6 protein-coding genes are annotated in these 5,561 nt (G+C 52.1%); 5 read left to right on the top strand and 1 reads right to left on the bottom strand.

The window, feature by feature from the left end:
* Window positions 1-62: 62 nt before the first annotated feature.
* The 5 genes from argB (at window position 63) to U9P07_00800 (ending at window position 4,922) form a co-directional block, all read left to right on the top strand.
* The gene (argB, locus tag U9P07_00820) at window positions 63-944 is read left to right on the top strand and encodes an acetylglutamate kinase (protein ID MEA2107948.1); all 882 of its coding nucleotides are present in this window, start codon (window positions 63-65) and stop codon (window positions 942-944) included.
* Window positions 945-957: 13 nt separating this feature from the next.
* Window positions 958-2,124, top strand: coding sequence for a class I SAM-dependent RNA methyltransferase (locus tag U9P07_00815; protein MEA2107947.1), 1,167 nt, complete (start codon window positions 958-960; stop codon window positions 2,122-2,124).
* Window positions 2,087-2,380 carry a hypothetical protein gene (locus U9P07_00810; protein ID MEA2107946.1) on the top strand — a complete coding sequence of 98 codons (294 nt, stop codon included), beginning with the start codon at window positions 2,087-2,089 and terminating at the stop codon, window positions 2,378-2,380. The genes U9P07_00815 and U9P07_00810 overlap by 38 nt, the downstream gene beginning before the upstream one ends.
* A 175-nt stretch (window positions 2,381-2,555) precedes the next feature.
* Window positions 2,556-3,683, top strand: a complete 1,128-nt coding sequence (locus U9P07_00805; protein ID MEA2107945.1) for an SPFH domain-containing protein — start codon at window positions 2,556-2,558, stop codon at window positions 3,681-3,683.
* A complete protein-coding gene (locus tag U9P07_00800) occupies window positions 3,684-4,922 on the top strand; it encodes a hypothetical protein (GenBank protein MEA2107944.1) in 1,239 nt (412 codons plus the stop codon). It begins immediately after the preceding gene.
* 33 nt (window positions 4,923-4,955) lie between these two features.
* Here the strand turns inward: U9P07_00800 and U9P07_00795 are convergent.
* On the bottom strand, window positions 4,956-5,561 hold a 606-nt coding region (locus tag U9P07_00795; GenBank protein MEA2107943.1), incomplete at its 5' end, for a septal ring lytic transglycosylase RlpA family protein.

Raw genomic sequence — 5,561 nt, 5'->3', positions numbered from 1 at the left:
AAGGTTAAAGGTGCAAGAGAGCGAAGCAAAGCTCGAAAGATCAATGGGTGAAAGTTGTAAAGATGGAGAAATTGATCCAGAAAGCCAAGACTCTGATTGAATCCCTGCCGTTTATCCGCACCTTTTACGGTAAAACGTTTGTGATTAAATACGGTGGCCATGCCATGGTGGATGAGCAGCTGCGCTCATCATTTGCCGAAGATGTGGTACTGCTTAAATTTATTGGTATCAACCCGGTTATTGTGCATGGTGGCGGCCCGCAGATAGGCGAAGTCCTGAGGAAAATGGGTATAGAAAGTTCATTTGTCCAGGGGATGCGGGTGACCGACCAGGAAACCATGGATGTGGTGGAAATGGTTCTGGTGGGGAAAGTCAACAAGATGATCGTCAATTTTATCAACCGGCATGGTGGTAAAGCGGTGGGCCTCAGTGGCAAGGATGGCAACCTGCTGGAAGCGGAAAAGTTTTTGATGTACGACACTCCCCAGGCTGATCGGCCCCCGGAGATTATTGACGTGGGTAAGGTCGGGGTCGTCAGAAGGGTTAATCCTGAAGTTCTCGGTTCCCTGGATAATACCGGTTTTATCCCGGTTATTGCGCCGGTAGGCGTTGATGAAACCGGCGAAACCTACAATATTAATGCTGATCTGGTGGCTGGATCAGTGGCAGCCGCTCTGCAGGCTGAAAAATTGATTCTGCTGACGGATGTTCCCGGTGTCCTGGATAAAAATGGGGAACTCTTGTCTTCACTACCACATGAAGAGGTCCAAACCATGGTTGCCGGCGGCGAGATCATCGGGGGAATGCTGCCGAAAATTAACTGTTGTCTGGATGCCATGCGAGGTGGGGTAAGAAAGACCCATATTGTCGACGGACGTCTGCCCCATTGCCTGCTGCTGGAAATTTTCACCGAAAAAGGGGTGGGGACGGAAATCCTTTTCTGAGGTCCCTTTTATCATGTCCATTTTTTCCCAGTCCGGCACTTTGCTCATTCCCTGTGCTAAAGGTATTCCACCGTTTTTAGCCGCGGAGTTGAAGAACCTGGGGTTTCCGCTTATTGCTGAATCAGTGGCCAGTGTTTCAACCAGGGGCACTCTGACTGATGCCATGCGCCTTAATCTTCATTGTCGTACCGGCCAGCGGGTCCTCTTTCAGCTCGAATCCTGGAAATGTCCAACCCAGGACGAGCTTTTTTCACGTCTTTCCCGTATTTGCTGGGAGAAATATATTCCCGTCGATGAATATCTCTCGGTTACCTCGGTGGTGGATCATCCTTCCGTTCGTGACCGGCGTTTTATCAACCAGAAAACCAAGGATGTTATTGTTGACCGCATCCGCCGGTTGCTGGGGCGCCGTCCTGATTCCGGTCCCCGGCGGCATGGGGTGGTTGTCCATGCTTTCTGGAAGCAGAACCATTGCAGTATTTATCTGGATACTTCCGGCGAATCCCTGGCGCGCCGTGGTTATCGTCAGGAAGGTGGTCAGGCACCACTACAGGAGACCCTGGCGGCGGCAGTGGTTCAGGAAGTTGCCTGGGATGGGATCGGTTCTTTCTTAAATCCCATGTGTGGCAGTGGGACATTGGCCACCGAAGCGGCATTAAAAAAGCTCGATATTCCACCGGGACTGCGTCGCCGTAATTATGCCTTCATGCATCTGGGTGAATTTCCCCGGGATGTCTGGCAAAGCTTGTTGCAGGAAGCCGGAAAACAGGTGAAACAGAAATTAGCTGGTCGCATCATTGCCACAGACAGTAATCCGGCGGTGGTGAAAATGGCCAGGAACAATGCCAGGCGGGCTGGTGTTGAGTCTCTGATTGAATTCGGGGTGGGTGACTTTGCCCAAATTCCGGTTCCGGCTGGTGGCGGGGTTGTGGTTCTCAACCCGGAATATGGTGAACGCTTGGGAGAGTTGGAAGCATTGAATGCTACCTACCGGCGCATCGGTGATTTTTTCAAACAGAGATGTGCCGGCTTCCGGGGTTTTATCCTTACCGGCAACCGGGAGCTGGCTAAAAAAGTGGGCCTGAAAGCCTCCCGAAAGATTCCATTGTATAACGGACCAATCGAGTGCCGCTTGCTGAAGTATGAAATATATACCGGCAGCCAGCGGAAAAACGCTTGATTTCCTTTCTCTCAACTTTCTGATTTGCATTGCCAGGGACATATTAGCAGGATGTTCCGGCATAGCTCTCGCTCATTCTCGCCGGCCGTCCATGGCCTGCCTGTGCGTGCCGCACGCAGACAGGCCGGCTTGTGGGGACACTGCTAAAGCAATGTCCCCGCGTCCGCCGCGAATCACATCGTGTGATTCGTTCGGCGGCCAAACCGCTATGAGCCATGCCGGAACATCCCTGGAAATTTCTTTCTGCTGTTTTTAGAGCAACTCAGAAAGTTGAGTTTTCTTTTTTCCTTCCGGTCATTTTCCAGATTTTCTTAAACTTTGTCTCTTATCAGCCGAATATAAAATAATGACGCCTGGGGACATTGCTTTAGCGCGCCCCACAACCAAAAAGATGGGTATGTCCATAACCCTCGGTGAAAGTAGGAGAAAATGTGGGAACTGACAATCTGATTTTTCTGGAAGTTATTGAGTGGTTTGATGATAGTGGCCAGGAGCTGGTCCATCGTATCCCTGAACAGGGATCGGGAGAGCTGAAGTTTGGGGCTCAGCTCATCGTTCGCGACAGCCAGGCCGCCGTCTTTTTCTACCAGGGCAAGGCCTATGACGCCATCGGTCCGGGAAGACATAACCTTTCAACCCATAACCTGCCGGTGTTGACCAAGGTTTTGAGCCTGCCCTGGGGTTTCAGCAGTCCATTTCGGGCTGAAGTTTACTTTGTTAACCTGAAAGTTTTTCCCAATCTGAAATGGGGTACCCGGGATCCGGTTGCCTTTAAGGATTCCAGCCTGGGGCTGGTGCGTCTGCGGGCGTTCGGAGTTTTCAATGTCCAGGTAATCCAGCCGATTCTGTTTATCAACCGGCTGGTGGGAACCCAGGGAATGTATACCACCGAGAGCATCGAGGAATATTTGAATCGGGTTATCGTCTCCAGATTTAATGACTTGTTGGGTGAGGAGTTGGATACTATCCTTGATCTGCCGGGATGTTATGAGTCCCTGTCAGAAAAACTGCGGCAGCGTCTTGAAGATGATTTCGGCCGTTTTGGTCTTGGTCTAACTGCTCTTTATACTAATGCCATCACGCCGCCTCCTGAAGTGCAGCAGGCTATTGATGACCGGGGGCGCTTGTCCATGTTCGATGATATGAATCGGCTGATGCAGATGAAGGCGGCCATGGCGATGGAAAAGATGCCCGAGTCCGGTGGTGATGCCGGTTCCGGGATGGGTGTTGGTCTGGGGTTGATGATGCCGGCCATGTTCAGCAACCTGATGAAACCTGCTGGAAATGAAAGCCAGGTTGAAGCATCATCACCGTATCACTGTCCTGAGTGCCATGTTCCGGTGGCAAAAGATGCTCGTTTCTGCCCTGCTTGCGGTCACCAGCTGCTGGTTATCAGCCAGTGTGTTCATTGCGGTAAAAACCTGCCGCCGAATGCCAAATTCTGTCCCCGGTGTGGAACCCCGGTGGAGCAGAAATCAGCAGGCATTATTTGTCCTTCCTGCGGCACGGAGAATCTTCCTGAGGCTCATTTTTGCAATCAGTGCGGTGAAAAATTCTAGATGGCTGGCTGGCGGGTAGATCACCAGTGCCCCCAGTGCGGAGCACCGGTGACTTTGGCGGAAAGTGATCGTCTTTTTATCTGTCCTTATTGCCGGGTGTGTCTTTACCTGGCAACGCCGGGAGCTTGCCGTTATTATCTTCCTCCTGCTGATCGGGATGACGATGAACTCTTTTATGTTCCCTACTGGCGGGCAAAGGGTATGTTGTTTTCCTGCCGGGGCCATCAGATAGCTAAACGTCTTCTGGATACCAGTATCCGCGCTGTTGAGATTCAGGGATTTCCCCAAAGTCTGGGATTCCGTCCCCAGAGTCTTCCTCTTCGTTTTGTTACCCCTGAAGTTTCCGGCAGTTTCCTGGCCGTGGAAACCCCGCTGAAAACCTCCGTGGAGGATCTCCATCGGCGTCGCCTGGCTGCCGGATCCGGGAAAATGGATTTCAGTGCTTTTATCGGCGAGGAATGTTCGCTGATTTACGCGCCGGTAAAACGGGTTGGTGAAAATCATTTTCAGGATGCTATTGATAGCAAGAAACTGCCGGGAATATCCGCTGCCAGCCTGGATGATCGCCTGCAAAAGGAGCCGCTTGCAGACAGTGCGCTTTCCTTTGTTCCGGCCCTTTGTCCTGCCTGCGGTTGGGATTTGAAAGGTGAGCGCGACAGCCTGGTGCTCCTGTGTGACAATTGCCATACAGCCTGGAAAGCTTCACTTGCAGGGTTGCAACCGGTTTTGGCATCGGTATTTCCTCCAGAGGATAAACAGGGGATACTGCAGATTCCCTTCTGGCGGCTGCGGGTGGAAATCGATGGGTTGGAGATTCATTCCTATGCGGATCTGGTTCGCCAGGCTAACCTGCCGAAAATGATTGAACCGGCCTGGAATGAGCGGCCGGCTTCTTTCTGGGTGCCGGCCTTCAAGATTCAGCCCCGCCTCTTCCTGCGCCTGGCTAAAAATATGACAATTATTCAGCCTTCGGAGGAGCCTGAATGCCATATTGATGCTTCGCGTTTCTACCCGGTGACCATGACTGCAAACGAGGCGAGCGAAAGCCTGGCGGTTTTGCTGGCCACCATGATTCTGCCGCGGCAGCGGATTTTCCCCTTGCTGCCGCACCTTCATATCACCCTCCATGATGCCAGGCTCATGTTCCAGCCTTTCAAACTACAGGGACCGGATATTATTGAGCCCCACAGCAGCATGGCTTTAAACCGTAATGCTCTAAGATGGGGGCGTTCCATCTGAAACCAAGCGGATTTTTTCTTTCCGAAAAAGTTGTTAATCCAGCTGTACGGTTTCCACCCGGACCCGGGCGGTTCCTCTATCATAAAACCCCAGTTTTTTACTGGCGCCGGCGCTTAAATCAATGATCCGACCTTTGACAAATGGCCCCCGGTCGTTGACCCGGACAATCATTGACCGACCGTTATCCAGGTTGGTAACCCGTACATGGGTAGGCAGAGGCAGCAGCTTATGGGCGGCAGTGGGCTTCCAGGGATTAAAGGCTTCACCGTTGGCAGTCATATGTCCACCCCGCTGCCGGCTAGTTTCATTTCCGTACCAGGAAGCAGTGCCTTCCTCACGGTAGGATTGTGCAGTTTTTACTGACATGGGATGATAACGATGACCATAAACGGTGTAGGGCGAATTCTTTACTCGTCCCTGGCGAATAGCCTCTTTAGGGGAAAGGCCGTCAATGGTTTCCAGATCGTGAGTTAAAGGCCAGTTGATGGGGGCGCTGACCACTTTGAAAGTGAATTTCCCCAGCCGATAGGTTGTTTTGATTGTTCCGCCGGCCAGATCAGCAGCCAGATCGACCGCCTTGCAGGTCGTGAGGATGGTCCCTTTGGTGACATGGTAGGTGTTGCGCACCGGGCTGCAGGC

This window comes from Pseudomonadota bacterium, from assembly GCA_034660915.1.
GTDB lineage: Bacteria > Desulfobacterota > Anaeroferrophillalia > Anaeroferrophillales > Anaeroferrophillaceae > DQWO01.
This window is presented reverse-complemented; position numbering and strand designations above follow the sequence as displayed.

Bases quoted from the DNA above. Each gene is read 5' to 3' on its own strand.
- argB (MEA2107948.1), top strand. From the start codon at position 63: ATGGAGAAATTGATCCAGAAAGCCAAGACTCTGATTGAATCCCTGCCG.
- U9P07_00815 (MEA2107947.1), top strand. From the start codon at position 958: ATGTCCATTTTTTCCCAGTCCGGCACTTTGCTCATTCCCTGTGCTAAA.
- U9P07_00810 (MEA2107946.1), top strand. From the start codon at position 2,087: ATGAAATATATACCGGCAGCCAGCGGAAAAACGCTTGATTTCCTTTCT.
- U9P07_00800 (MEA2107944.1), top strand. From the start codon at position 3,684: ATGGCTGGCTGGCGGGTAGATCACCAGTGCCCCCAGTGCGGAGCACCG.